General features: G+C 62.2%; 21 protein-coding genes. 11 read left to right on the plus strand and 10 right to left on the minus strand.

Features of this window, described 5'->3' with window-relative positions; translation table 11 throughout:
• Positions 1–103 precede the first annotated feature (103 nt).
• The 6 genes from PVU19_RS02010 to cysQ all read right to left on the minus strand — a co-directional run bounded on the left by PVU19_RS02010 (position 104) and on the right by cysQ (position 6,355).
• The gene (locus PVU19_RS02010) at positions 104–1,681 is read right to left on the minus strand and encodes a DUF3987 domain-containing protein (protein WP_082238051.1); all 1,578 of its coding nucleotides are present in this window, start codon (positions 1,679–1,681) and stop codon (positions 104–106) included.
• On the minus strand, positions 1,678–2,562 hold the full coding sequence (locus tag PVU19_RS02015) for a DUF7146 domain-containing protein (RefSeq protein WP_050664447.1): 885 nt from the start codon (positions 2,560–2,562) through the stop codon (positions 1,678–1,680). The genes PVU19_RS02010 and PVU19_RS02015 overlap by 4 nt, the downstream gene beginning before the upstream one ends.
• The gene (locus PVU19_RS02020; RefSeq protein ID WP_152911727.1) at positions 2,559–2,879 is read right to left on the minus strand and encodes a hypothetical protein; all 321 of its coding nucleotides are present in this window, start codon (positions 2,877–2,879) and stop codon (positions 2,559–2,561) included. Before PVU19_RS02020 ends, PVU19_RS02015 begins: the two co-directional genes overlap by 4 nt.
• A gap of 456 nt (positions 2,880–3,335) precedes the next feature.
• Positions 3,336–4,529 (minus strand): tyrosine-type recombinase/integrase, encoded by a 1,194-nt coding sequence (locus PVU19_RS02030; RefSeq protein WP_050664445.1) that lies wholly within the window; start codon positions 4,527–4,529, stop codon positions 3,336–3,338.
• Between the two features lie 253 nt (positions 4,530–4,782).
• The gene (locus PVU19_RS02035) at positions 4,783–5,583 is read right to left on the minus strand and encodes a 3-deoxy-manno-octulosonate cytidylyltransferase (RefSeq protein WP_274789875.1); all 801 of its coding nucleotides are present in this window, start codon (positions 5,581–5,583) and stop codon (positions 4,783–4,785) included.
• A 1-nt stretch (position 5,584) separates the two neighbouring features.
• On the minus strand, positions 5,585–6,355 hold the full coding sequence (gene cysQ, locus PVU19_RS02040; RefSeq protein ID WP_420833266.1) for a 3'(2'),5'-bisphosphate nucleotidase CysQ: 771 nt from the start codon (positions 6,353–6,355) through the stop codon (positions 5,585–5,587).
• 164 nt (positions 6,356–6,519) lie between these two features.
• Here cysQ and PVU19_RS02045 point away from each other — a divergent pair, with 164 nt between their 5' ends.
• The gene (locus PVU19_RS02045) at positions 6,520–7,341 is read left to right on the plus strand and encodes an ABC transporter permease (protein WP_074785071.1); all 822 of its coding nucleotides are present in this window, start codon (positions 6,520–6,522) and stop codon (positions 7,339–7,341) included.
• Here PVU19_RS02045 and PVU19_RS02050 read toward each other — a convergent pair.
• Entirely contained in the window at positions 7,338–7,946 is a 609-nt protein-coding gene (locus PVU19_RS02050; protein WP_050664457.1) for an alpha-ketoglutarate-dependent dioxygenase AlkB family protein, read from the minus strand. The two genes, PVU19_RS02045 and PVU19_RS02050, sit on opposite strands and share 4 nt — an antisense overlap.
• Before the next feature lie 208 nt (positions 7,947–8,154).
• On the opposite strand from PVU19_RS02050, the gene dnaK reads away from it, so the two are divergent.
• The 3 genes from dnaK (at position 8,155) to radC (ending at position 12,114) form a co-directional block, all read left to right on the plus strand.
• On the plus strand, positions 8,155–10,065 hold the full coding sequence (gene dnaK / locus PVU19_RS02055) for a molecular chaperone DnaK (protein WP_050664458.1): 1,911 nt from the start codon (positions 8,155–8,157) through the stop codon (positions 10,063–10,065).
• A gap of 78 nt (positions 10,066–10,143) precedes the next feature.
• Positions 10,144–11,304, plus strand: coding sequence for a molecular chaperone DnaJ (gene dnaJ / locus PVU19_RS02060; protein WP_050664459.1), 1,161 nt, complete (start codon positions 10,144–10,146; stop codon positions 11,302–11,304).
• Between the two features lie 51 nt (positions 11,305–11,355).
• Complete coding sequence (radC, locus tag PVU19_RS02065; RefSeq protein ID WP_274789877.1) at positions 11,356–12,114, plus strand: RadC family protein; 759 nt, start codon at positions 11,356–11,358, stop codon at positions 12,112–12,114.
• On the opposite strand, the gene PVU19_RS02070 is transcribed toward radC, so the two are convergent.
• The 3 genes from PVU19_RS02070 to secA all read right to left on the minus strand — a co-directional run bounded on the left by PVU19_RS02070 (position 12,111) and on the right by secA (position 17,469).
• A complete protein-coding gene (locus PVU19_RS02070) occupies positions 12,111–13,670 on the minus strand; it encodes a phosphate ABC transporter substrate-binding/OmpA family protein (protein ID WP_050662825.1) in 1,560 nt (519 codons plus the stop codon). The two genes, radC and PVU19_RS02070, sit on opposite strands and share 4 nt — an antisense overlap.
• Before the next feature lie 26 nt (positions 13,671–13,696).
• On the minus strand, positions 13,697–14,677 hold the full coding sequence (locus tag PVU19_RS02075) for a hypothetical protein (protein WP_050662832.1): 981 nt from the start codon (positions 14,675–14,677) through the stop codon (positions 13,697–13,699).
• Positions 14,678–14,772: 95 nt separating this feature from the next.
• The gene (gene secA / locus PVU19_RS02080) at positions 14,773–17,469 is read right to left on the minus strand and encodes a preprotein translocase subunit SecA (protein ID WP_050662824.1); all 2,697 of its coding nucleotides are present in this window, start codon (positions 17,467–17,469) and stop codon (positions 14,773–14,775) included.
• 192 nt (positions 17,470–17,661) lie between these two features.
• Between secA and PVU19_RS02085 the strand changes: the two genes are divergently transcribed.
• The 7 genes from PVU19_RS02085 (at position 17,662) to tdh (ending at position 23,784) form a co-directional block, all read left to right on the plus strand.
• The gene (locus tag PVU19_RS02085; protein WP_050662823.1) at positions 17,662–18,513 is read left to right on the plus strand and encodes a peptidylprolyl isomerase; all 852 of its coding nucleotides are present in this window, start codon (positions 17,662–17,664) and stop codon (positions 18,511–18,513) included.
• Positions 18,514–18,516: 3 nt separating this feature from the next.
• Positions 18,517–19,746 carry a bifunctional glutamate N-acetyltransferase/amino-acid acetyltransferase ArgJ gene (gene argJ / locus PVU19_RS02090; RefSeq protein WP_050662822.1) on the plus strand — a complete coding sequence of 410 codons (1,230 nt, stop codon included), beginning with the start codon at positions 18,517–18,519 and terminating at the stop codon, positions 19,744–19,746.
• Positions 19,743–20,141, plus strand: a complete 399-nt coding sequence (mutT, locus tag PVU19_RS02095) for an 8-oxo-dGTP diphosphatase MutT (protein WP_050662821.1) — start codon at positions 19,743–19,745, stop codon at positions 20,139–20,141. The genes argJ and mutT overlap by 4 nt, the downstream gene beginning before the upstream one ends.
• 150 nt (positions 20,142–20,291) lie before the next feature.
• Entirely contained in the window at positions 20,292–20,426 is a 135-nt protein-coding gene (locus PVU19_RS02100) for a hypothetical protein (protein ID WP_268784945.1), read from the plus strand.
• 205 nt (positions 20,427–20,631) lie between these two features.
• A complete protein-coding gene (locus tag PVU19_RS02105; protein WP_050662820.1) occupies positions 20,632–21,828 on the plus strand; it encodes a glycine C-acetyltransferase in 1,197 nt (398 codons plus the stop codon).
• On the plus strand, positions 21,825–22,760 hold the full coding sequence (locus PVU19_RS02110; protein WP_050662819.1) for a PLP-dependent cysteine synthase family protein: 936 nt from the start codon (positions 21,825–21,827) through the stop codon (positions 22,758–22,760). The genes PVU19_RS02105 and PVU19_RS02110 overlap by 4 nt, the downstream gene beginning before the upstream one ends.
• A 1-nt stretch (position 22,761) precedes the next feature.
• Positions 22,762–23,784 (plus strand): L-threonine 3-dehydrogenase, encoded by a 1,023-nt coding sequence (tdh, locus tag PVU19_RS02115; protein WP_200901858.1) that lies wholly within the window; start codon positions 22,762–22,764, stop codon positions 23,782–23,784.
• Positions 23,785–23,893 lie beyond the last annotated feature (109 nt).

A 23,893-nucleotide genomic window follows, 5' to 3' on the forward strand; every position in this document is an offset into this window, starting at 1 on the left:
CAGCCCTCCCCCTTCGGACAAAACCGACACAACTGACAAAACCGGCTTCGGTTCGATCGGTGCCCCCCGCAAATCGACAGCCCCGCTTGCCCGCTTTGCCGCTTCAAGCCATTTTGACATTATCGCCCCCATGAAGTGCCGGGTTCACCGTGAAAAGTCGTTGCGGCCTTCCGCCTTGCGGGTTCACGGTCGGTTCAACCGGGCGAATGCAATCGCCATCTTCCAGAAGCGCCAGCGCCGGGTCGAGTTCGGCCTTGTTGCCAAGCCCCGAGCGGTCGAGCCGCATAACGTCGCGCGAATTGAAGCGCTGCCAGCCCTGTTTCCGAATGATGCCCACCAGCCGCCGCGCCGCGCGTTCGGCCTTCGGGGTTGCCGCGTCCGCATAGGCCCGGCGCGCCATCGGCAAGAAATAGGCTTCCACCAGATGCGCGGCCCGGCCAAAATGTTGCACCGATATCGAAGCCGGTTCTTCGGCCCCTTCGGCTGCCCAGTCGAGAAAGCCCAGCACCAGCGCAAGCCGTGCAGACAGGCCCGGAAGCTTGCCAAGGAAGGATAGCATCAGCCCTTCCGCCTCACTTTCCCAGCCCCGCACTGCCAGCCGGAAGTCATCCATCAGCGCCCGCGCGTCATCCGTGAAGGGGATAAACCACGGGCGGGTTTCGTCCTGTTCATCGGTTGCAAGGTCGAGCGTCAGAAGCCGCGCCAAAGCCCCTTCCATCATCGCTTCATCGGCCCAAGCTTGCGGGCGTTTCAGGGGCGCAGGGTTCGGCCAGATGGGCAGGAAGCGCGCCAGAAGCCCGTCATCATCGCTTTTGAATAGAAGCGTTTTAAGCCGGTCAGGCTGGATCCCCCCCAGCACGCCGATTGAAAGCCGGTCGATTGTCAGCGGTTCGCGGCCCATGCGTTCCACCGTGAAGCCCCGGCCCCCGAAAGCTTCCAGCCAGAATGGGCGGTCAGTGCCGCCGCCCGCATAGCGCTGCATTCCTTCCAGCCATCCGGCCAATTCATCCCGCATTTGCAGTGTGCCGCGCGGTTGCCGGGCTAGTATCGCGCCCAGCCGTTCGATTGTGCCATCGTTCACCACCAGCCGGGGGATATGCGGGGGCAGCCCGATATCGCAGCCTTTCGGCCTTTCTGGGGCGGCCTCGCCCACCTTGATTGCTGCCTTTGCCGCACCCTTCCATGCCGCTTCGGTCAAATTGGCAATTTCCGCCTTTTCGGTCCAAGCGTTAAGTTCGGCTTTTGCCGCTTCGCGCATCGGGCGTTCGGCTTTGCGCAGCGGTTGAATTGCCGCGTCAATCGCCGGGCTTTTGCCAGCGCTGGGCAGGCCGATGCACATTGTCCAAATAATGGGCGGTTCGGCCCAGCCCTGCCAGATCAAGGCCCAGCGCGTGTTCCCGATTGTTGCGCCAGCCGCCGCCAGCATTGCCGCGAAAACATAATCAGCGGGCGCGCCTTTAGATTCGGCTGCATCCTCCACCCATTGCGCCAAGCGCGGCCCGAGCACTTCGCGCAGGGGCAGTTCCGGGGCAGGGGGAAGTTCAGTGCACAACATGCGAGGGTCAGGCGCAGGCCATGAAGGCGTGAAGGCTGTTTCTTTCAAATGGGGTTGCGGCCCTTTGGGCATTTCGTGGACGGCCACTTTCAAGGGGAAGCCGGGCATTCCGGGTTGCGCGTTCATGCTGCCACCGCCTTTCTTGTCAGAATGTCGTTAAAGTCGGCCCCTGTTCCGGGGTCACAGATGCCCACTTGCCAGCCCAAGCCGTGCGCCCGTTCGGCCAAGGCGTGCGCAGCGTCGCGGCCCGGCGTGTCACCGTCGCAAGCGATTGTCAGCCGCCCCGGTTGCACCGGAAGGCACAGCCCGCGAATGCCGGAAGTTGAAAGCCCGGCCCAAAGCGTTGCAGGGCCATCCAGCAGGCCACAGGCAAGCGACAAACCGCTTTCAATACCCTCCGCCACCACCAGCCGCCCCGGCCCATCAGTGAGCCGCACAGCGCCGCCAGCGGTTGCCCCCAGCATCAGCTTGTCGCCGCCGTCCAGCCCGGCCTTGCCCGAGCCATCGGGGCGCAGATAGGTGCGATGCACCGCAAAGCTGCCGCCGTGCACCGCCGCCACCATCGCCGGAAATCGCTGGGCGGTCGGCCCGTGAAAGCAAGCGGGATGGAAGCGCAGGGTATGGGGCAATGCGCATGTGATGCCCCGTCCCCTCAAATAGGCTTCTGCCGCCGTGCCCGCGATGGGCTGGGCTTCCTGCCAGATGCGTTCGGCTTGCCCCGCCCGGCGCTGGGCGTCGGCCCGCCGTTCGGCTTCGCGCCGGGCAATCGTCGCAGCATCCGGGGGGCAATAGGCAACGCCGCGCAAGCCCGCCATCGCCATTATGTCCCGGAAGGTGCAGGCGGTTTTTTTGCAGTGGGCCATCAGCCGCCCGTTGTCTGCATCGGCCAAAGTTAAGGCGTTTTGCCCGGTCTGGCCACCAGGCTGGCACACAGGGCAAGGGGCGGTTCCGTAGCTTCGAAACCAGTCGCCGCCCAGCAATTCGGTCATTGTGCGCGCATCGGTCATTGCGAGCCCTCGTGAAGTTCGATGAATTGCGCCAGGTCGCGCAACACGTCCGCTGTTTGGTCTGCGCCGCAATGAATAACCATCTTGAGCGCAGCGACCATTTGCAGGGCTTTGAGCGCTTCGGCCAAAGCAACCCCGTCCGCAACATCCCACGCCACGACCATCTCTGCCGCGTCCTGCATCCGGGGCAGATCGGCACGCTTGGCGTGCCCTTCGGATTGTGCTATTTTATGATCGTAGGTTGTTTTCAGATGACGACTTCCCCGCCCCGGTCGCGCTTGCCCGCGCGCCGGGGCTTCGTTTTTTTCACTACTCATATCATGCGACCTCCCCGCGAAGGGCGGCAAGGTGCGCGTCAATATCCGCTTCCGACCAATACAATTTTCCGCCCAATTTTACCGGCTGCGGAAGTCGGCCCGCCGCAAGGTCGAGATAAATTGCGCTTCGGCTACGATTGCCAATCTTTGCGCGCAGTTCCGTGAATGTTAGATATTGCATTTCGCACCATCCTTCTCTGGTTCATATCGTCCAGAATTGGCTGGTTTTGGCTGCCTGTCAAGCCGCCTGAATAGCGTAACCCATTGAAAACATGGTAATAGTAGGTAAAAAGGGGAGGTAATAAAAGATAATGCGAAAGGGTCCGGGCTTTCTTTTCAAACGCTTAGCCATAGCGGGAAATTTATTTGGCGTTCCGAGATATCAGCCGCCCCGTGTCGCAGAAGTCGCAAGTGTCGCTGGGGTTAAGTCAGTTTTGTCAGTTTTGTCCCGAGCCATCAGCCTGCCCCCGCCAGCTTCACCACTTGCCCAGCGCCGCCAGTCACATGGTCGGCCCAGCGTTCTGCCAGCGCCCGCCGCTGTTCCAGATAATCGGTTCTGCGATAGGCCCGCACGACGCCGCCATCCACGACATGCGCCAGCATCGCTTCGGCCACTTCATGCGGGGCGTCGGTCGCTTCGGCCAGCCATGTGCGCAGGCTTGTGCGAAAGCCATGCGGTCGCGCTTCTAGTCCGCGCCGTTCCATCAGCCGTGACATTGTGGCGTCGGATATTACACCCTTACGCACCGATGGGAAAAGAAAGCCGTTGCGGGCGTGGGGGCGTGCAAGGTCGATGATGCGCTGGGCTTCCAGTGATAGGGGCACGCGGAAGGCTTCGGTTGCGCCTTTGCGGCCTTTCATGGCTTCGGCTGGCACGGTCCAAAGGTCGCCTTCTATCTGGTCCAGCCGGATATTGCGCAGCGGTGCAGAGCGCAGGCCGGTAAGAATCAGAAGCCGCAAAGCCAGATGGGTCAGGGTCGGTGTTTCAAGGCTTGCATAGAAGCCCGGCACATCAGCCCAAGTCATCGCGGGAATATTTTGGGGCACATGCCGCGACTTCCCCAGAAGCGCCTTTGCCTTTTCGGTCGCTTGCAAGTCCACGTCCAAGCCCAGCGCCGCCGCATGGCGCAGCACGATTGAAAGCCGGTTCAACGCCTTGCGCGCCGTGTCGGCCTTTGTGTGCCAGATCGGCGCAAGCGTGTCCCGAATGTCGCGTTGATCGAGGTCAGTCACGGGCACGCGGCCCAGCCTGGGCAAGACGTGAAGGGTCAGGGGGGAAAGCCAGCGGCCCGCCGTGCCATCCCCTTTCAATTCGGCCTTACGGGATTCAAACGCATCTGCGGTTAATATCTCCAGCGTGATATCTTCGCGTCGCGCGGCCCGCTCTTCGGCTTCACGTTCCTTCACAGGGTCACGGCCCGCCGATGCCACATTGCGCCAGCGTTCGGACAGCTTGCGGGCGTTCGCCAGCCCGAGCGCAGGATAGCCACCCAAGCCCATTTCGCGCCGCCGTCCGTGAACGGTTACACGCTGCACCCATTGCGCCCCGCCATCATCGCGCTTCACCAGCCAAAGCCCGGCCCCGTCGCAATGTTTGCCCACGGGGGCGGTTTTCACAAATTGAGACGAAAGCCTGTTCGTTGCCCGCATTTTTTTATCCCCTTAAATATCCACCTTAAGCTAGTGGATAGGGATGGACAGGGCAAGACAGTTCGGGGCAGTTAGGCCCATATTTTTAGGGGGATACACGCAAGGATGGACGGATAAAAACAAGTAAAAACAGGGTGTTGGTGCCGCCCCCGGGCACCATGTTACCAAATGTCTCTATGACTTGCCTTAATTGCTTCGGTCCAAGGTGCCGACAGTGCGGGGCGTTAGGCTGTCCGGCGCTGAGGGGGCTGGGTCAGTCCAGCCCCATCTGGCGCATCATCGCTTCGATCTTAGGCACGTCCTCGGGGTTGTTCAGCTCCCAGAACTGGCGGTCGCGGGCTTCGACTTCGACGCAGAGTATGGCGCGACCGTTTTCCAGGAAGCGCAACTGTTCCAGCCCTTCGAGCCCTTCGAGCGGCCCCGGTGCCCAGCCGGGATAGGCGGCGAGCGCCTCGGGGCGGTAGGCATAGACGCCGACATGGTGAAAGACCGGGGTCTGCGCATCGTCGGCAAAGGTCTGAGAGGTGAAGGGCACCACTTCCTTGGAGAAATAGAGCGCGTGGCGGTCGCGGGTGAAAACTGCGGTCGTGCCGCCCACGCGGCCCGCCGCGCGGTCGGCCAGAAACCCGTTGAGCGCCGCGCCATCGCAGCGCAGCACCGGCGTTGCCACCTCTGCCGCGGGGTCGGCGCGCAGGCCCGCCACCAGGTCCTCGACGAACCAGTGCGGGGTCAGCGGCGCGTCGCCCTGCAGGTTCACAACGATATCGAAGCCGCCGCCAAGGGCGGCATGCGCCTCTGCGCAACGCTCGGTTCCGTTCGCGCATTCCTCCGAAGTCATCACCACCTCGGCACCGAATGCCTCGGCGGCGGTTCTGATCCGGTCATCATCGGTGGCCACGACCACCCTGTCGACGCCCGCGACCGCGCAGGCGGCCTCCCATGAGCGGCGGATGAGCGACCGGGCCTCTCCGCTTGTCCCGCGCAACTCGGCGAGGGGTTTGCCGGGATAGCGTGTCGATGCGTAGCGGGCGGGGATGGCAATGAGAACGCTCATGTCAGGCTTTCTTGAGGTCGATGCCCGGCGCATGGGCGATGAAGAACGGGTTGGCAAAGCCGTCCTTGCCGTAGCGCAGCGGTGTGTGATCGTCAAAGCGCACCACATGCCCACCGGCGCCTGACAGGACAGCATGCCCGGCGGCGGTATCCCATTCCATGGTGCGCCCGACACGGGGATAGAGGTCGGCCTCGCCGGTGGCGACAAGGCAGAACTTGAGCGAAGACCCCGCGCTTGTCATGTCTTTCACGGCGTATTTGCCGATATAGTCATCGGTTGCCTGATCGCGGTGCGATTTGCTGGCCACCACCATCAGCGCATCATTGTCCGGATTGGTCACGCGGATGGTCCGTTGCTGGCCGAGGGTGGCCTTGTCGAAGGGACCGTCCTCCTCAACGGCAGTGCCATCGGCGAGGGTGTAGAACATGCGGCCCTTTGCCGGGGCATAGACGACACCGCGGGTTGGCGTGCCGTTCTCGACAAAGGCGATGTTCACCGTGAAATCGCCGCGCCGGTTGATGAATTCCTTAGTCCCGTCGAGCGGATCGACGATCAGGAACGTGTCAACGCTTTGACCATGCGACGCGGCCTGTTCTTCGGTAACGAGCGCCACGTCGGGGAAGGCTGCGCGCAGACCGGCGGAAATGATTGCATCGGCGGCCTCGTCGGCCTCGGTTACGGGGCTTGCGTCAGACTTCACTTTCACGTCGAAATTATCTGCTTCGTAGATTTCCATGATCCGGTCGCCAGCTTCCAATGCCAGTCGCCGCATCTCTGCCACAAGCGTGTCGTACTCCAAATTGTCGCTCCTTTGCCCGGAAGACGCCACTTTGCGCCCTTAATGAATGGATTACCCGGTGCCCCTTATGATAGGGTCTGAATGGGACAGCAAGAAACCCGCGCAAGAAATCCAACGGCATTCAGGCAGTTTTCCCGATGTTCAAGACCGCACGCCCAAGATCGAGCCTGCATTCGGCGATCATCATCCTTGACGTGATCTATCATGCGACCGTGCGGAGCGTGCGTCAGGCGCATGGCAATGCGGTGATCGCGCTCGTGTTGAACATCATGACCGTGATCATCATGGTACTGGCGTTCTATCTCATGTTCACGGTTCTCGGCATTCGCGGCGCAAAGCTGCGCGGTGACTTCTTGCTGTTCATGATGTCAGGGATTTTTCTCTATCTCACGCATATCAAGGGCATGGGGGCGGTTCTCGGGGCGGATGGGCCATCCTCGCCGATGATGCAGCATGCCCCGATGAACACGATCGTGGCGATCGCCTCTTCGGCGCTTGGGGCACTCTACATCCAGGTGTTGTCGATGTTCGTTATCCTGTTCGTCTACCATGTGGGATTCACGCCGATCACGATCTATCAGCCGATCGCAGCCTTCGGCATGGTCCTGCTGGCGTGGTTCACAGGGGTGGCCGTGGGCTTGGTTCTGCTGGCGATCAAGCCGTGGCTTCCAACCTTCGTGTCGATCTTTGCAACGGTCTACCAGCGCGCCAACATGATCGCCTCGGGCAAGATGTTCGTGGTCAACACTCTGCCGCCCTTCATGTACAACATGTTTTCCTGGAACCCGCTGTTTCACAATATCGATCAGGCGAGGGGGTTCGTTTTCATCAACTATTTCCCGCACAAGACGTCGCTGGAATACCCGATCTATGTGGGCATCGTTCTATTGGTGGTCGGGCTGATGGGCGAGTTTTATACCCGGCAATATGCCTCGCGCAGTTGGGATGCGCGGCGTTAATCCACGACCCGGCAGGTCAGGTTGATCCGTCCGCCGCCCTGCAACAGCGACGAGGTGCCGGGCCGTATGCGATCGACCCCGTGATGGATCAGGCGCACCGCACCACCCATGACAAGCACGTCACCCGAATTCAGCCAGACCGATTCGGTTGGGCCTCCGCGTGTGCAGTTGCCGACGCGAAAGAGCGCGTCGTCGCCAAGGGACACCGACAGGACCGGCCATGAGAAATCCGCCTCGTCACGATCCTGATGCAATCCCATCCGCGCGCCTTCGGTGTAATGATTGATCAGGCAGCAATCGGGCAGCCGCGCCTCGCTTACAAGTGCGCGCCAGATGGTCAGCACGCTCTCTGGAATCGGCGGCCAGCGCAGCCCGTCGGGGTGGGTTGGTTCATAGCGATAGCCACGCCGATCGGTGACCCAGCCATAGCGTCCGGCAGAGGTCATGCGCACACTCATAGCCTTGCCTCGCGGAGTGACGGGGGTGAAGAGCGGGGCCTGCGCCACCACACCGCGACATTCGTCCACCATCGCTGCCTGCGTCTCGGGCGACAGCCAGCCCTTGTAGATTGCCACGCCGCGCAGGGTCAGAGTTGGTTGGGGCATGTGGTCTCCTCTTTGTGCCAGATGGTCATTTTATACCAAATTGCACGATTCCATTACGTCCCAATGCTTGCAGCCCCACACGGCGCTGCCTATATACGCGCAGAAACGCAGGCACTGCGGCACGTCGCGGGTCTGCTCCTCATCGGGGGCCGGATGCCGAAACGGGTCGGGCCTTCGTCATATCGCCTAAGTAGAAGGGATCGAAAACATGGCCAAAGTGATTGGTATTGACCTCGGCACCACGAATAGCTGCATCGCGATCATGGACGGCGCTCAGTCGCGCGTGATCGAGAACTCCGAAGGCGCACGCACGACGCCCTCGATTGTGGCTTTCACCGAGGATGAACGCCTTGTCGGTCAGCCCGCCAAGCGGCAGGCCGTCACCAACCCGGAAAACACCATTTTCGGCGTCAAGCGCCTGATCGGTCGTCGCGTCGATGATCCCGATCTCGCGAAGGACAAGAAGAACATGCCGTTCACCGTCGTTGATGGCGGCAATGGCGACGCATGGGTGCAGGCGCGCGGCGAGAAATACTCGCCCAGCCAGATTTCCGCCTTCATCCTCGGCAAGATGAAGGAAACAGCCGAGAGCTATCTCGGCGAAGAGGTGACGCAGGCCGTCATCACCGTTCCCGCCTATTTCAACGACGCGCAGCGTCAGGCCACCAAGGACGCTGGCAAGATTGCCGGTCTTGAAGTGCTGCGCATCATCAACGAGCCGACGGCGGCGGCGCTCGCCTACGGCCTGGACAAGAAAGAAACGCACACCATTGCCGTCTATGACCTTGGTGGCGGCACGTTCGACGTGACCATTCTCGAAATCGACGACGGCCTCTTCGAGGTCAAGGCGACCAACGGCGACACATTCCTTGGTGGTGAAGATTTCGACATGCGGATCGTCAACTACCTCGCCGACGAGTTCAAGAAAGAGCATGGCGTTGACCTGACCAAGGACAAGATGGCGCTTCAACGTCTCAAGGAAGCCGCCGAAAAGGCCAAGATCGAACTGTCCAGTTCCAGCCAGACCGAGATCAACCAGCCGTTCATCTCGATGGGGTCGGACGGTCAGCCGCTGCACATGGTGGTGAAACTGACCCGCGCCAAGCTCGAGAGCCTTGTGGGCGACCTGATCAAATCTTCGATGAAGCCCTGCGCTGCGGCCCTCAAGGATGCCGGCATGTCGGCCTCCGAGATCGATGAAGTGGTTCTGGTGGGCGGCATGACCCGCATGCCCAAGGTCGTCGAGGAAGTGACGAAGTTCTTCGGAAAAGAGCCGCACAAGGGTGTGAACCCCGACGAGGTCGTGGCCATGGGGGCTGCCATTCAGGCGGGTGTGCTGCAGGGCGACGTCAAGGACGTGGTGCTGCTCGACGTCACGCCGCTTAGCCTCGGCATCGAAACATTGGGCGGTGTCTTTACCCGTCTGATCGACCGCAACACCACGATCCCGACCAACAAGAGCCAGATCTTCTCGACTGCCGAAGACAATCAGTCGGCCGTGACGATCCGTGTCTTCCAGGGCGAGCGCGAGATGGCGTCCGACAACAAGATGCTCGGCCAGTTCAACCTCGAGAATATCCCGCCCGCCCCGCGTGGCATGCCGCAGATCGAGGTGACCTTCGATATCGACGCCAACGGCATCGTCTCTGTTTCGGCCAAGGACAAGGGCACGAACAAAGAGCAGAAGATCACCATTCAGGCGTCGGGCGGCCTCTCGGAAGAAGATATCGAGAACATGGTCAAGGAGGCCGAGGAGAACGCCGATGCCGACAAGGCCCGGCGCGAACTCGTCGAGTCGAAGAACCAAGCCGAGAGCCTCATCAACTCGACCGAGAAATCGCTCGAGGAGCATGGTGACAAGGTCGATCCCACCACCGTCGAGGCGATTGAGCTGGCCGTCGCTGCGCTCAAGGACGAGCTTGAGGGTGAGAATGTCGACAAGATCAAGTCCGGTATTCAGAACGTGGCCGAGGCCTCGATGAAGCTGGGCGAGGCAATCTACAAGGCCAGCCAAGACGACGGTCAGGATGAGCCTGCGGGAGCCGATCAGGCGCGGGGTGACGACGATGACATCCTCGATGCCGATTTCGAGGATCTCGACGACAACAAGCGCGCCTGAGGCACGTTTCGGACCAAGTGGGCCGGTTCGGTGTAATGCCGGACCGGCTCCCACGCTCCGACATCAAGGAGATCCCAGATGGCCAAACGTGACTATTACGAAGTGCTCGGGCTTTCCAAGGGCGCCTCGGCAGACGAGATCAAGAAAGCCTACCGCACCAAGGCGAAAGAGCTTCACCCCGATCGCAATTCCGACAACCCGGACGCCGAGAAGCAGTTCAAGGAAGCGGGCGAGGCCTATGACGTCCTGAAAGACCCCGAGAAGAAGGCCGCTTATGACCGGTTCGGCCATGCTGCCTTTGATGGCGGTATGGGCGGCGGCGGCGCACGTCCCGGTGGCGGGTTCGGCGGCGGGGCAGGGCAGGGCGATTTCGCCTCTGCCTTCTCGGACGTGTTTGACGATCTGTTCGGCGATTTCATGGGTGGCGGCCGTGGTGGCGGTCGTCAGCGCGCGGCCCGCGGTGCCGACCTGCGCTATAACCTGCGCGTGACCCTGGAAGAGGCCTATGGAGGCCTGCAAAAGAGCATCAAGGTGCCCTCTGCCGTGCCGTGCGACGAATGCGATGGCTCGGGGGCTGAGGGTGGCGCACAGCCTACAACCTGTCCGACCTGTTCGGGCATGGGCAAGGTGCGTGCGCAGCAGGGCTTTTTCACCGTCGAACGCACATGCCCCACCTGTGGTGGGATCGGCCAGATCATCAAGAATCCCTGCAAGGTCTGCCAGGGGCAGGGTCGTGTGCAGAAGGATCGCGCGCTCAGCGTGAACATCCCCGCAGGCGTCGAGACCGGCACGCGCATCCGTCTCGCCGGAGAGGGTGAGGCCGGTATGCGCGGCGGTCCGGCGGGTGATCTTTATATCTTCATCGAGGTGACCAAGCACGAGCTGTTCGAACGTGAGGATACCAACCTCTTCTGCCGGGTGCCGGTGTCGATGGCCAAGGCCGCGCTTGGCGGCGACATCGAGGTTCCGACGATCGAGGGCGGGCGCAGTCGCGTCAAGATCCCCGCAGGGTCACAGTCGGGTCGCCAGATGCGGCTGCGCGGCAAGGGCATGCCAGCCCTGCGCGGCGGTGCGCCCGGCGACATGTTCATCGAACTGGCGGTGGAAACCCCGGTCAACCTAACCTCGAAGCAGAAAGAGTTGTTGCGTGAGTTCGATGCGCTGAGCGAGGATAACAACCCCGAGAGCAAGAGCTTCTTTTCGTCGGTCAAGAATTTCTGGGATTCGATGAAAAGCTGATGCTGGACGCGCGTTAACCGTTTTCTAACGCTCCACGGGCAGGGTAGGGGCATGACAGATGCCCCTGCCTTTTCCGAGCGGCCCTTGCCGCTCTTTGCGTCCCAGACGGCGACGCCAGTCACCCTGTCCGCCGCCCAGCCATCCTATATCCGCGATCACCGGCAGCGATTGCGTGCGCGCTTCCTTGATGGCGGCGCACAGGCGGTGCCGGATTACGAGATGCTGGAACTCGTGCTCTTTCGCGCCATTCCGCGCCGCGATGTGAAACCGCTGGCGCGCGCACTCTTGGACATGTTCGGCGATTTCGCCGGGGTCATCTCCGCCCCGGCGGAGCGGCTCTTGGGGGTTGCTGGCGTGGGCGAAGCGGTGATCTGCGAGTTGAAGGTGGTCGAGGCTGCGGCGCACCGGCTGGCGCAGGCGCGGGTGATGAACCGAGCCGTGCTCTCGTCCTGGGAGGCGCTGCTGTCCTATTGCCGGGCCAGCATGGCGCATCGCGAGACCGAGCAGTTCCGCGTTTTCTATCTCGACCGTAAGAATGTGCTGATCGCGGATGAGGAACAGGCGCGCGGAACGGTGGATCACGTGCCGGTCTACCCGCGCGAGGTGGTCAGGCGCGCGCTGCAACTCAATGCGAGCGCGTTGATCCTCGTGCACAATCACCCCTCGGGTGATCCCACACCCTCGGCGGCGGATATCGACATGACCGCGCAGGTCGGTCGCGCAGCCGAAGTGCTGGGCATCACGCTGCACGATCACGTGGTCATCGGCCGTGCAGGCGAGGTGAGCTTTCGCGCGGACGGCTATCTCTAGCGGAGCCAGACCTCGACCCGACGGTTCACCTGGCGGCCCCAGGCGGTATTGTCGCAGGCCATGGGCATCGCCTCGCCGAACGCCTCGACGGCAAGGTCGATCTGTTCGAGCCGGGCGGTTTCAGCGGCCCGAATAACGGCCCGCAGCACCGTTTCGGCCCGCCGCAGAGCAATCTCGCGATTGGTTTCGGCCGCGCCCTCGCCATCGGAGAACCCGACAAAGACCAAACGGCGATTGTCATACAGTCCAAGCTCCAGTGCCCTTGCCAGTTGCTGCGCGTTGGAACGGGACTGGGCATCAAGCCGGACCGATCCGGTTTCGAAGCGGAACGTGGTGGTCAGACGCTTGAGCGGGGCAAGCGTGCGCACCATGCGCTGCAACTCGCCTAACCCCAGTTCGTCGCCTGCCTGCGCGATCGCATTCGCGAACCGGTCGCCTTGCGCGTTGATCTCGATTTCTTCGGGGGTCTGATCGACAAATCCCGCACGACGGATGACCAGTTGCGCCGAGGGATCACGCAAATAGGCGATGAACTCGCGGCCCAGCTTGGGCAAACGGCGTGCGGGGAGATAGAGAAAGAGTGGCGCGGTCAGCGGGTAATCCTCGGTCTTGACCGCCCGGCGCGTCGCGCGCAGCGCAAATCCGCAGGCCCCGGTAATGGGTAATTCCCACGTGTCACCCTGCTCGGAGCGCGTCGTGAGACCGAGCGCAAAAGGGTCGCTCGCGACGGCCTTGGCGAAGGCTGCACCATTGGCATGCCGTTCGACACGTTCCAGCAGGCGGCGGCCTTCGGGGACAAGCACCTGATCGACACTGGCTTGTCCGATCCCGGTTTCCGCCGACCACAGGTGAATGTCGATTGGTGCATCCGGGCCGCCCAGATCGGCCCAGTTCACGATCTCGCCCGCCAATGCGCGCGACAATTGCCGCAGGCTGATGCCTTGCGTGGGGTTGCTTGGAGCTACGACTGGAACCAGCGCATCCAGCGCAAGCACTCGCGCTCGTCCCGGTGCCGAGAGATTGCCAAGCCCGGCCTCTCGCGCGCGCTCCAGTTCACCTTGCCGAATCTCGCGCAATGTCATGGCGATATCCGCCTCGTTGGCGAGAAGGTCGGCAAACCCCTCATCGGTATTGGTCAGACGAAAGGTGAATTCCCCGATCAGCGTGGCGTCCTGACCGGTATGCAGATCAAAACGCAGTTCCGTCGGCGTGTCGATCACGCGCCGCAGATCGTAATCACCACGAATGGCAAAGGCTTCGAGCAGGGCGGGCATGAGAATGCGGCCGACTGTCGGCGCGCCGGAAAACACCAGCCGCGCGACATAGGCCTCGAGATTGGGGCAGCCGGGCCCCTCGCAGGCGACGCCGGATCCATCGACGGTCAATTCGCCATATACCGTATCGACACGATAGAATTCGCCGTCAAAGCCCAGAAGGTTGCCGGAAATTTCGACAGAGCCATCATGAGAGCGGAGCGTCACATCTTGTGCTGTGACCGCGATCGGAATGACCAGAAGACAAAGTGCGGCGAGGATCGCCGCACGCAATGCTGTCATGTCCTGCCCCCCTGAAAAACGCGGTCTTAGTTTTGCGCGATCTTCAGGTCATTGAACAGGTTTTTCAACACCAGAAACTCTCCGACGGCCTCGCAATCGGGCATGGCCAGCACAATATCCTGCACCTTGAGCCCCGCATCGCCAGTGGCGATGGTCTGCGCCTCGAGTTCACGGCCGCAATTTGCCGCGCTTACCTCGGCCTCGACACGCAGGGTCACGTCGCCGGCGCGCGTGGCGGTGCCGGTGGGAAAGGTGTAGACTTCGGCCATCAGGCCCTGATCGGTGCCGGGGGTGCCAAGACGTGTCAGAAACCCACCTTCGCCTGCGAGGCCGCGTGCCTTGTTCTGCGTGGATGCGGCCCAGATATGACCCGCCTCACCGAAATCTGCGCCGTATTCGAGGGCGTGCATGTGCAGGCTATCTGAACTGCCGCTCCATTGCACGACAAAGCGATCGTAGAGGGGGAGCGTATCGACATCCGCCGTCGCCAGCGCCCCCTCGCCGTCGGCGAAAGACACGATGAAAACCGCGCTCTCGCTCAGCGCTGGCACTTCAAGACTGCTTTGTCCGGCGCTATCGGTCGCGGCGTTGAACATCATGCCGTTGTGATGAACCGTGAAACGCTCGTTGATGCGGCATGGGGCTGACACGGTCAGTTCGACCATCGCGCCCTTGCGCAGCGCGGCATCCATCTCGTAGTCGCATGTGAAGGTCGGGGCGACCTCTTCCTGTGGCAGGATGTCGGGTGTCACCGTCTCCTCGGCCACGGCGAGCGTAATCGGTACCGCCGGGAGGGCGACAGGGCCCGGCATCGCCGCAGGAGGTGTGGGCGCGGCAGATGTCAGTTCGATCTGGGAGATTTCCACTGGTTTGTCGAGCACCGGAACCGACACCGATTGCATCGCGGCCACTTGGTGCGACGGCGCCTGCGCCTGCATGAAAAATCCAATTCCAAGCGCGCAGGCAAAGGTGCCGCCCGCCATGATGTAACGTCGAGCCTTTGACATAGTGCTCTCCATACCAAAACACGGTTGATATAGAGGCTAGGCGTTAATAATGGCTTCCCAATGGCAGGGAAAAGGTCTCAATCAGGCGATTTTTCTCAACTCAGCCGTCCGTGGCAATGCTTGAATTTCTTGCCGGAGCCGCAGGGGCAGGGCTCGTTCCGGCCCGGGTTTCCCCATGTCGACGGATCGCTCTCGACAAAGCCCGGCGCACCCTCTGCGGATGGTTCGGCGGGGGTTTCGGGCTGTGCGGCGGCCTCCATCGCGGCGCGCTGCTCCTGCAATTCGCGCATCAGTGACTGTTGCTCTTCTTCCGACATTGGACGGATCTGCGAGAGCTTCTTGGTCACGTCCATACGCAGGCTGTCGAGCATGGTCTCAAAGAGCTGGAATGACTCGTTCTTGTATTCGTTGAGCGGATCGCGCTGAGCATAGCCGCGGAAACCAACGACGCTGCGCAGGTGTTCGAGCGTCAGCAGATGCTCGCGCCATTTGCCGTCGATGGTCTGCAAGAGCACCTGTTTCTCGATCATGCGCATGCTCTCGGGGCCGAACTGGGCGGCTTTGGCGGCCATCATTTCGTCGGCGGCCTTGTCCAGGCGTTCGATGATCTCCTCGTCGTCCACGCCTTCCTCGGCGGCCCAATCAATCACCGGCAGATCCATGTTGAGATGCTCGATCACCGCAGCATGAAGGCCCTCGGTATCCCATTGATCGGCATAGGTCTTGGGCGGCATATACTGGTCGACGAGATCGGTGATCACCTCGGCGCGCATGTCGCTGATGATCTCGCTCAGATCCTTGGCCTTCATGATGTCGAGGCGCTGCTTGAAGATCACCTTGCGCTGTTCGTTCATCACGTCGTCGAATTTCAGCAATTGCTTGCGGATATCGAAATTGCGCCCTTCCACCTTGGCCTGGGCGCGTTCCAGCGACTTGTTGACCCAGGGGTGAATGATCGCCTCGCCCTCTTTCATGCCAAGCGTCGAGAGCACCTTTTCCAGCCGCTCGGAGCCGAAGATGCGCATCAGGTCGTCATCGAGGCTGAGGAAAAAGGCCGACCGCCCCGGATCGCCCTGACGGCCCGAGCGACCGCGCAGCTGGTTGTCGATGCGGCGGCTTTCATGGCGCTCGGTGGCGAGCACGAAGAGCCCGCCTGCGGCCTTGACGGCCTCTTCGTCGGCGGTGTGTGCTTCTTCGATGTGGCGGCGGATGTCCTCGGGGTCACCCTCGGGATCGGCAGCGATCGCCTCCATGATCTGGAAATCGAGATTGCCGCCGAGTTTGATGTCGGTGCCGCGCCCGGCCATGTTGGTGGCGATGGTCACCGCACCCAGCTTACCGGCATCGGCGATGATCTGCGCCTCTTTCTCGTGCTGGCGGGCGTTGAGCACGTTATGCGTGATCCCTGCCTTGGTCAGCAGCGTGCTCAGCATCTCGGATTTTTCGATCGAGGTGGTGCCGACGAGGATTGGCTGCCCCTTGCCATGGGCGTCGCGGATTTCCTCGACGATGGCGTCGTATTTTTCCTGCTGGGTGCGATAGACGGCATCGTCTTGATCGACCCGCGCAATCGGCTGGTTGGTGGGCACCTCGACCACGCCGAGGCCGTAGATCTCCGCGAATTCCTCGGCCTCGGTGACGGCGGTGCCGGTCATGCCGGAAAGTTTGTCGTAAAGGCGGAAATAATTCTGGAAGGTCACGCTGGCGAGGGTCACGTTTTCGGGCTGGATCTGGCAGCCTTCCTTGGCCTCGATGGCCTGATGCAGGCCATCCGACAAACGGCGCCCCGCCATCATGCGACCGGTGAATTCGTCGATCAGTACGACGTCACCGTCACGCACGATGTAATCCTTGTCCTTGTTGAACAGCTTGTGCGCGCGCAGGCCCTGGTTGACGTGGTGCACGATGGTCGTGCTTTCGGGGTCGTAGAGCGATTGATCCTCGGGCAGGATGCCACGTTCCTTGAGAAGGTTTTCCAGATACTCGTTTCCGTCATCGGTGAAGGTGACGTTGCGGGTTTTTTCGTCGAGCGAATAGTGGTCGTCGCTTAATTCCGGGATCAGCGCGTCGATGGTCTGATACAGTTCACTGCGGTCCTGGCTGGGGCCCGATATGATCAGCGGTGTGCGCGCCTCGTCGATCAGGATGCTGTCGACCTCGTCTACCACGGCGAAATTATGCGCGCGTTGGTTCATCTCTTCGAGCGAGGCTTTCATGTTGTCGCGCAGATAATCGAACCCAAGCTCGTTATTGGTGGCATAGGTGACATCAGCACCATAGGCGGTCTTTTTCTCGGCTTCCGGCTGTTGCGGATAGACGACGCCCGTGGTCATGCCGAGCGCGGCAAAGACCTTGCCCATCCATTCGGCATCGCGCCGGGCAAGATAGTCGTTCACGGTGACCACATGCACGCCCTTGCCGGAAAGCGCATTGAGATAGCAGGGGAAGGTCGCCACAAGGGTCTTGCCCTCACCGGTCTTCATCTCGGAAATGTTGCCCTGATGCAGGAAGATGCCGCCCATCAGCTGCACATCGAAGGCGCGCAGTCCAAGCGCGCGGCGGGCCGCCTCGCGGCAATTGGCAAAGGCCTCGGGCAAGAGCGCATCGAGGCTCTCGCCCCCGGCGATGCGCGTGCGAAACTCTTCCGTCTTTGCGATAAGCCCGTCGTCGCTCAGGGCCTCGTATTCGGGTTCCAGTGCGTTGATCTTTTCGACCAGCGGGCGCGTCGCCTTGATCTTGCGGTCGTTCGGTGTGCCGAAGATCTTTCGCGCGACCGTTCCAATACCCAACATGTTTTATCCGTTCTGGTGTTTTGACTGTCCGTGACAGGCAATCGCTTGCCCCGCTCGCCCGCGCGCCCTAAAACGGGCGCAAGTTGTCGGCTCGCGCCTTGGTTACAAGGCGATGTAAGGGGCCGCCGGAAAAGTGTCAACGTCGCGCGCCGTCACGCCCGGTGTCGCGTCACGCAATAAAGGGATGTTTCCATGTTTCGCCGTATGATGACCTCGACCGCGCTTGCTGCCGGGCTGATGCTGGGCACGCCGCTCATGGCGCAGGATGACCCCTCCGCCAAAACCGTCGTCGCCACCGTGGGTGACACCGAAATCACGCTGGGGCACATGCTGGCGCTGCGCGCAGGCCTTCCGCAACAATACGATCAGATCCCGCCGGAGGTACTGTTCAAGGGCGTGCTGGATCAGTTGGTGCAGCAGACCTTGTTGATGCAGGCGCATGAAGGCACGCCGTCGCTGGCCGCGCAGGTGCAACTCGAGAATGAGCGCCGCGCGATCCTCGCGGCGGATGTGGCCGATGATGTGCTGAACGACGCCCTGACCGAAGAGGCGCTGCAAGAGGCCTATGAGACGCGCTATTCGGGTGCCGAGCCCGAGACCGAATACAAGGCCGCGCATATCCTCGTGGAAACCGAGGAGGAGGCGCAAAAGCTGATCGAGGAGATCGAGGGCGGGGCCAATTTCGCGGCCCTCGCGCAAGAGCACTCCACCGGTCCTTCCGGTCCTTCGGGCGGGGATTTGGGCTGGTTTGGCGATGGCGTCATGGTGCCCGCGTTCTTCGACGCGGTCGCGGCTCTTGGTGAGGGCGGTGTCTCGGCTCCGGTGCAGACGCAATTCGGCTGGCACGTGATCCAGCTCAAGGAGACCCGGGTCAAGGAACGCCCCGCGCTTGACGAGGTGCGTGACGAATTGACGGGTGAACTGCGACAGGCGGCCTTTGATGCCTATATAGCAGAGCTTGAGGCCGAAAGCAGCGTCGCGCGTGAGGCGGGCGACGCGCTCGACCCCGCGCTGATCAACCAGACCGACCTTCTGGAGAACTGAGCCATGGGCGCCAAACCGCCGCTTTCCCCGCTCGCCCCGGCGGGATTTCCCGAACTGCCCGAGATCGCCGGGGTGAGCTTTGCCACCACGGCGGCGGGGGTGCGCTACAAGGACCGCACCGACGTAATGCTGGCGAACCTTGCGCCGGGCACGGCGATGGCGGGGGTTTTTACCCGCTCTGCCACGCGCTCGGCGGCGGTGCTGGATTGCCAGGAAAAGATCGGCGACGCGCCTGTGGGCGGGGCCGCGATCCTCGTCAATTCCGGCAATGCCAATGCCTTTACCGGGCGGCGCGGGGCCGAGTCGGTCGAGGCCGTCACTGGCGCCGTGGCCGAAACGCTTGGCATTTCGGCCACCCGTGTCTTTTCCTCTTCGACCGGGGTCATCGGCGAGCCGCTAGCGCATGACCGCATCACCGCCTGCCTCGATGATCTCAAATCCGCACTTTCGCCGCATGCCATCGAAACTGCGGCGCATGCGATCATGACGACCGACACCTTTCCCAAGGGATCGGGCACCACGGTCACGATCGATGAGCAGACCGTGCATATCGCGGGCATTGCCAAAGGGTCGGGCATGATCGCGCCCGATATGGCGACGATGCTGGTCTATATCTTCACCGATGCCGCGATCGAGCAAGACATTCTGCAAGACATGGTCAGTGCGCTCAACCGCACGACGTTCAACTGCATCACCGTGGACAGCGACACCTCGACCTCCGACACGCTTCTGGTGGCCGCGACCGGGGCATCCGGCATTCGTGTGACCGAAACCAATGTCGGGTTCATGGAGGGGCTGCGCCGCGTCATGCTCGATCTGGCGCATCAGGTGGTGCGCGACGGTGAGGGGGCCACGAAATTCGTCGAGGTCTCGGTGACCGGCGGGGCTTCGGATGCCGAGGCCCATGTGCATGCCAAATCCATCGCCAACTCGCCGCTGATCAAGACGGCGGTGGCGGGCGAAGACCCGAACTGGGGCCGCGTGGTGATGGCGGTGGGCAAATCCGGCGCGCGGGCAGATCGTGACCGTCTGTCCATCTGGTTCGGCGATCTGGAGGTGGCGCGCGAGGGATTTGTCAGCCCCGATTATGACGAGGCGAGGGCCGCAGCCTACATGAAGAACGAGGACATTGTGATTCATGTCGATCTGGGTCTCGGTGGCGGCACGGCGCGCGTCTGGACCTGCGACCTGACCCATGGCTATATCGACATCAACGCGGATTACCGGTCTTGAAGACGGTTCTGGTTTCGGCCGTGGCGCTCATCGACGTCGATGGGCGCATCCTGCTCACGCAGCGCCCCGAGGGCAAATCCATGGCCGGGCTGTGGGAATTTCCCGGTGGCAAGGTGGAGCCGGGGGAGACGCCGGAACACGCGCTGATCCGCGAATTGCAGGAAGAGCTGGGCATCGACACATGGGCGTCGTGCCTTGCCCCCTTGACGTTCGCCAGCCATTCCTACGAGGGTTTTCACCTGCTGATGCCGCTTTTTGCCTGTCGCAAATGGCAGGGCATTCCGCAGGGCCGCGAGGGGCAGGCCCTCAAATGGGTGCGCGTGGGTGATCTGAAATCCTACCCCATGCCGCCTGCTGATATCCCACTGATCCCGATCCTGCGCGACTGGCTCTGACGATCCGGGCAGAGCCAAAGGCGTGCGGGGTATCGAAAGAGCCTGCCGATGATCCCTTTGGCCATTGGCCGTTCCGCACTTTTCTTGGCATTCTAAAACTACCAGAGCAACGGACGCCTGACGGCGCGTTTTAGACGAGGAATCGTAAAGATGATCCGCACCATCCAGACAGGCTCCTGCACCTTGATCCAGGGAATGTTTGTTAAGCTTCTTGAGAATGGTTTCATGCAGGTGCGTGTTGACGATCGCCTTTTCGTCGGTCGTCCTGTGTCCAGCCTGGGCTGATAGGCAAAGACCATCACTCACACGACTGCCCGCGTGCTACGTCCCCCAGCGTAGTGCGCGGGTATATTTATGTGCCGTGACCGGACTGACGGTTTCTCGCATAGCAGTCTGCCAACCGCTATTTCCCGCACCGATCTTCGTGTTAAACGCGAAGAGGACAAGTGCGGCCTCTGCTTATCGAGAGGCCCGTTCAGGGGGGAAGGCGATGACGGCGGCGGATCGATTCAACGATGACATAGCGGCGCGGCTTGCGGGCTTGCGCGACGAGGGGCTTTACAAGACCGAGCGGGTGATCACCTCGATGCAGGCGGGCGAGGTGCGGCTGGCGGATGGGCGGGAGGTGATCAACCTGTGCGCCAACAACTATCTCGGGCTGGCGGACAACCCCGAACTCATCGACGAAGCCGTGTCGGTATTGCGTCGGTATGGCGTCGGTATGGCGTCGGTGCGATTCATCTGCGGAACGCAGGAGGAGCATAAGCAACTGGAGGCGCGGATTGCCGGGTTTCTGGGGCAGGAGGACGCGATCCTCTATGCCGCCGCGTTCGATGCCAATACCGGCCTCTTCGAAACCATTCTGGGGCCGGAGGATGCGATCATCTCGGATGCGCTCAACCATGCGAGCATCATCGATGGGGTGCGGCTGTGCAAGGCGCAGCGCTGGCGCTATGGCAATCGCGACATGGGCGATCTGGAGCGGTGCCTGAAGGAGGCGGCGGGGGCGCGGCATCGGTTGATTGCCACCGACGGGGTGTTCTCGATGGATGGCACCTACGCGCCGCTGGACGAGATTTGCGATCTGGCCGAGCGCTATGACGCGATGGTGATGGTGGATGATTGCCACGCCACCGGGTTTGTCGGCCCGACCGGGCGCGGCACGCCGGAGCATTTCGGAGTGATGGACCGGGTGGATATCCTGACCGGCACGCTGGGCAAGGCGCTGGGCGGGGCCTCGGGCGGGTATACGGCGGCGAGTGCGAAGGTTGTTGACTGGTTAAGGCAACGCTCGCGGCCTTATCTCTTTTCGAACACGTTGGCGCCGGTGATTGCGGGCGTGTCGCTCAAGGTGTTCGATGTGCTGGAGGATGGCGGGGCGCTGCGCGCGCGGCTGTGGGAGAACGCGGCGTATTTTCGCGAGCGGATGGGCGCGCTGGGGTTTGAATTGCTGCCCGGCGAACATGCGATCATCCCGGTGATGCTGCGCGATCCGAAATTGGCGCAGGAGATGGCGGCCAAGCTGAACGCGCGCGGTGTTTACGTGACCGCGTTTTCGTTCCCGGTGGTGCCGAAAGGGCAGGACCGCATCCGTACGCAGATGAGTGCCGCATTGAGCCGCGACATGCTGGACCGGGCGATTGACGCTTTTGAGTCGGTCGGGCGCGAGTTGGGGGTCATTGTATGACGCCGCTGCCGTCGGTGATCGAGGCGATTGGCGATACGCCGCTGGTCGAGTTGCATCGCATCCGCGCGGCGCTTGGCCTTGAGGGGCGGGTGCTGGCAAAGCTCGATTATCTCACGCCCGGCTTTTCCAAGAAGGACCGCGCGGCGAGGGCGATCATCGAAGCGGCGCGCGCGAGCGGGGAGTTGCGCGACGGGCAGGTGGTGGTGGAACTGACCTCGGGCAACATGGGCACGGGGCTGGCGATTGTCTGTGCGGTGCTGGACCATCCGTTTGTCGCGGTGATGAGCGAGGGCAATTCCGAGGAGCGGGCGCGGATGATGCGGGCACTTGGCGCGGAGGTGGTGTTGGTGCGCCAAGCGGAGGGCGCAAAGCCCGGTAAGGTGTCGGGGGCGGATCTTGCCTTGGTCGAGGAAGAGGCGCGGCGGATCACTGAGGCGCGCGCCGCGTTCCGGGCCGATCAGTTTGCGCGGGAGGGTAATCCGGATGCGCATGCGCGTGGCACCGCGCCCGAGATATGGGAGCAGTCGGGCCATGCGGTGACGGCGTTCTGCGATTTCGTCGGCTCGGGTGGCACGATCGGCGGCGCAGCGCGGTTTTTCAGCCCTCTGGGGGTGCGCTGCTACGCGGTGCATCCCGACCGGGCGGATCATCCGATTCAGGGCGGCGGATACTCAATGCCCGATCTGGTACATCTGCGCGGCGCCGATCTGGCGGGCGATGTGACGATCACGGGGCAAGAGGCGGCGGAGCATGCGCGGCTTTTGGCCCGGACCGAGGGCATTTTTGGCGGCTATTCTGCCGGGGCCAATCTGGCGGCGGCGATCCGGCTGTTGCAGGGCGCTGAGCGGGGTGGTTGCGTCGCCTTCGTGATTTGCGACAGTGGCTTGAAATATCTGAGCACCGATTTGTGGGGGCAGGGCAATGCAGAATGAAATGAAGGCGCTGGTGAAGTCGCGGCCCGAGCCGGGGCTCTGGATGGAGTATGTGCCGGTGCCCGAGGTCGGCCCGGCGGATGTGCTGATCAAGGTGAAGAAGTCGGCGATTTGCGGCACCGATGTGCATATCTGGAAATGGGATGAGTTCAGCGCCAAGACAGTGCCGGTGCCGATGGTCGTGGGCCATGAGTTTGTCGGCGAGATCGTCGATACCGGGCCTGCGGCGGTGAAATACCGGATCGGGCAGCGGGTTTCGGGTGAAGGGCATATCGTCTGCGGGGCGTGCCGCAATTGCCGGGCTGGTCGCGGGCATCTGTGTCGCAACACGAAAGGCGTGGGCGTGAACCGGCCCGGATCATTTGCGGAATATGTCTGTATTCCCGAGATGAACGTGGTGCCGATCCCCGAGGATGTCTCCGACGAGATCGCGGCGATTTTCGACCCGTTCGGCAATGCGGTGCATACCGCGCTGAGCTTCGATCTGGTGGGGGAGGATGTGCTGGTGACGGGCGCCGGGCCCATCGGCATCATGGGCGCGCTGGTGGCGCAGAAGGTGGGCGCGCGCAAGGTGGTGATCACCGATATCAACCCTTACCGCCTTGATCTGGCGCGGCGGATGGGGGTGCAGCATGTGGTCGATGTGGGCAATCAGCAGCTGCGCGACGTGATGGACGAGATCGGCATGACCGAGGGGTTCGACGTCGGGCTGGAGATGTCCGGGGCCGCGCCCGCGATGCAGCAGATGATCGCCCGGATGAACAATGGCGGCAAGCTGGCGCTGCTGGGGATTGCGCCGACGGAATTCGCGGTGGACTGGAACGCGGTGATTTTCAAGATGCTGCATATCAAGGGCATCTATGGCCGCGAGATGTTCGAGACTTGGTACAAGATGATCGCGCTGGTGCAATCTGGGCTGGATGTGTCGGGGTTGATCACCCACCGGATCGGGATCGACGATTTCGAGGCCGGGTTTGCCGCGATGATCTCGGGGAACTCGGGGAAAGTGGTGATGGATTGGTGAGGGCGGGGGAGTTGTGACGCGGTTTTGGGGTTTTTGGCCGTGAACGGACAAACGCACCCCGCCAAAAGGTGCCGCGTGATCGCAGGGCCGGGGACTGGCGAAGCAACGG

Source organism: Roseovarius tolerans, assembly GCF_028885395.1.
Lineage (GTDB): Bacteria > Pseudomonadota > Alphaproteobacteria > Rhodobacterales > Rhodobacteraceae > Roseovarius > Roseovarius tolerans.

What these genes read in the sequence shown, in the direction of transcription:
- PVU19_RS02085 (WP_050662823.1), top strand. Translation starts at nt 17,662, where the DNA reads ATGTTTCGCCGTATGATGACCTCGACCGCGCTTGCTGCCGGGCTGATG.
- PVU19_RS02070 (WP_050662825.1), bottom strand. Translation starts at nt 13,670, where the DNA reads ATGACAGCATTGCGTGCGGCGATCCTCGCCGCACTTTGTCTTCTGGTC.
- PVU19_RS02050 (WP_050664457.1), bottom strand. Translation starts at nt 7,946, where the DNA reads ATGCCCCAACCAACTCTGACCCTGCGCGGCGTGGCAATCTACAAGGGC.
- argJ (WP_050662822.1), top strand. Translation starts at nt 18,517, where the DNA reads ATGGGCGCCAAACCGCCGCTTTCCCCGCTCGCCCCGGCGGGATTTCCC.
- dnaK (WP_050664458.1), top strand. Translation starts at nt 8,155, where the DNA reads ATGGCCAAAGTGATTGGTATTGACCTCGGCACCACGAATAGCTGCATC.
- PVU19_RS02075 (WP_050662832.1), bottom strand. Translation starts at nt 14,677, where the DNA reads ATGTCAAAGGCTCGACGTTACATCATGGCGGGCGGCACCTTTGCCTGC.
- PVU19_RS02020 (WP_152911727.1), bottom strand. Translation starts at nt 2,879, where the DNA reads ATGAGTAGTGAAAAAAACGAAGCCCCGGCGCGCGGGCAAGCGCGACCG.
- PVU19_RS02015 (WP_050664447.1), bottom strand. Translation starts at nt 2,562, where the DNA reads ATGACCGATGCGCGCACAATGACCGAATTGCTGGGCGGCGACTGGTTT.
- PVU19_RS02110 (WP_050662819.1), top strand. Translation starts at nt 21,825, where the DNA reads ATGACGCCGCTGCCGTCGGTGATCGAGGCGATTGGCGATACGCCGCTG.
- PVU19_RS02100 (WP_268784945.1), top strand. Translation starts at nt 20,292, where the DNA reads ATGATCCGCACCATCCAGACAGGCTCCTGCACCTTGATCCAGGGAATG.
- secA (WP_050662824.1), bottom strand. Translation starts at nt 17,469, where the DNA reads ATGTTGGGTATTGGAACGGTCGCGCGAAAGATCTTCGGCACACCGAAC.
- PVU19_RS02030 (WP_050664445.1), bottom strand. Translation starts at nt 4,529, where the DNA reads ATGCGGGCAACGAACAGGCTTTCGTCTCAATTTGTGAAAACCGCCCCC.
- radC (WP_274789877.1), top strand. Translation starts at nt 11,356, where the DNA reads ATGACAGATGCCCCTGCCTTTTCCGAGCGGCCCTTGCCGCTCTTTGCG.
- tdh (WP_200901858.1), top strand. Translation starts at nt 22,762, where the DNA reads ATGAAGGCGCTGGTGAAGTCGCGGCCCGAGCCGGGGCTCTGGATGGAG.
- PVU19_RS02105 (WP_050662820.1), top strand. Translation starts at nt 20,632, where the DNA reads ATGACGGCGGCGGATCGATTCAACGATGACATAGCGGCGCGGCTTGCG.
- dnaJ (WP_050664459.1), top strand. Translation starts at nt 10,144, where the DNA reads ATGGCCAAACGTGACTATTACGAAGTGCTCGGGCTTTCCAAGGGCGCC.
- PVU19_RS02035 (WP_274789875.1), bottom strand. Translation starts at nt 5,583, where the DNA reads ATGAGCGTTCTCATTGCCATCCCCGCCCGCTACGCATCGACACGCTAT.
- cysQ (WP_420833266.1), bottom strand. Translation starts at nt 6,355, where the DNA reads ATGCGGCGACTGGCATTGGAAGCTGGCGACCGGATCATGGAAATCTAC.
- PVU19_RS02010 (WP_082238051.1), bottom strand. Translation starts at nt 1,681, where the DNA reads ATGAACGCGCAACCCGGAATGCCCGGCTTCCCCTTGAAAGTGGCCGTC.
- PVU19_RS02045 (WP_074785071.1), top strand. Translation starts at nt 6,520, where the DNA reads ATGTTCAAGACCGCACGCCCAAGATCGAGCCTGCATTCGGCGATCATC.